The sequence below is a fragment of the uncultured Campylobacter sp. genome (assembly GCF_938045775.1).
Taxonomy (GTDB): domain Bacteria; phylum Campylobacterota; class Campylobacteria; order Campylobacterales; family Campylobacteraceae; genus Campylobacter_B.
On record NZ_CALIBH010000185.1, the window covers coordinates 1 to 1,254 of the forward strand.

General features: G+C 47.4%; 1 protein-coding gene. It reads right to left on the reverse strand.

The window, feature by feature from the left end:
* Positions 1 to 1,075 (reverse strand): penicillin-binding transpeptidase domain-containing protein (locus tag Q0238_RS07085; protein ID WP_297943151.1); only part of this gene is annotated, 1,075 nt, incomplete at its 3' end.
* Between the last annotated feature and the right edge of the window lie 179 nt (positions 1,076 to 1,254).

The window sequence follows — 1,254 nt, forward strand, 5'->3', positions numbered from 1 at the left end:
CAGGGTGCGTGTCGCGGATCGTGCGAGTACCAAGCTTATAGCTGCCGTTATAGGTATTGATGATCTCGCCCGGTTTGACAGCTTTAGCGTCGTAGGCAATTGCGAAAATTATCGGCTTCATAATCGAGCCCACCTCGTATGCGTATTCGCTCGCGGTAAAATTTAAATTCTTAAGATCATTTTTTGTGATGTTTGAGGGATCATAGCGAGCATTGGTCGCAAGAGATAAAATTTTGCCCGTTTTAGAGTTCATAATGCCTACCACGATTTCTCGCGCATCGTAATTATCAGCGCCCTCATCGCTTAGGCGCTCTATCTTTCTTTGCAGCGTTAGCGGCACGCTTAGGCGGACGTTATAGCCGTCGATCCTTCCCGTTTTTTTGCTGCTGCGCTCTAGAATGATGTTGCCGCCGATATCGCGCGGACCCACGATAAACTCATCTCTAACCGGCGCTAGATAATACTCATAGTACTTCTCGATCCCCTTAATTCCGCTAACCTTGGTGATACCATCAACCTCTTTTTTATTGATATAGCCGATTAACGGAGTGAGCGAATCGCCGACATTGTAGCTGCGCTTCTCGCCGCTTTCGGTCACGCTCATGCGGATAGGCGGATTTAACCTGCCGTTTGAGCCTATGAAGCTGACAAAGACCTTTTTTAAATTTAGCTTATACGCAAGCTCTTTTAGATGCACGGCGGTTTTGGCGTCGATTTTATACGACAGCACGGTCGTGCCGCCAGAGCCCTCGATCGCGCTTTTGACGCGCTTTTCGCTATCGCCCGTATAGATGCAATAAAGCCGCACGAAAAGATCAAGCTTGTTTTTATCGATGCTTCGCGCATCGACGCTAACTTTATAGAGTTTGACGGAATTTGCCGCGACATAATTATCTTTTGCGATTATCGCGCCACGGATCGCGCTGTTGGTTTCATTGACATCTAGGCGCGGTAGCTTGCGCTCAGTACTGCCCCAAAAATATAAAATCGCCAAAAATACAAAAAGCGCCGCTGGCACGAATATAAACATCACGATAATCATACCAACCGAGGAGCTTTTATCTCTTTGCCACATCTTATTTCTTTAAAATTCTAAATTCTGCGCGTTTTTCGTGCTGCCGCATTTCAAGCTTTGGCTCAATGCTGCGCTCCGTGCGGAACTTTAAGATCCGCGAAGCGCTCAAAGCCGCTATCTTGCACACTAAGCTCAGCAAATAGAGCGAGGAATTCCGCTCGCGGCATCTCTTTAGCACC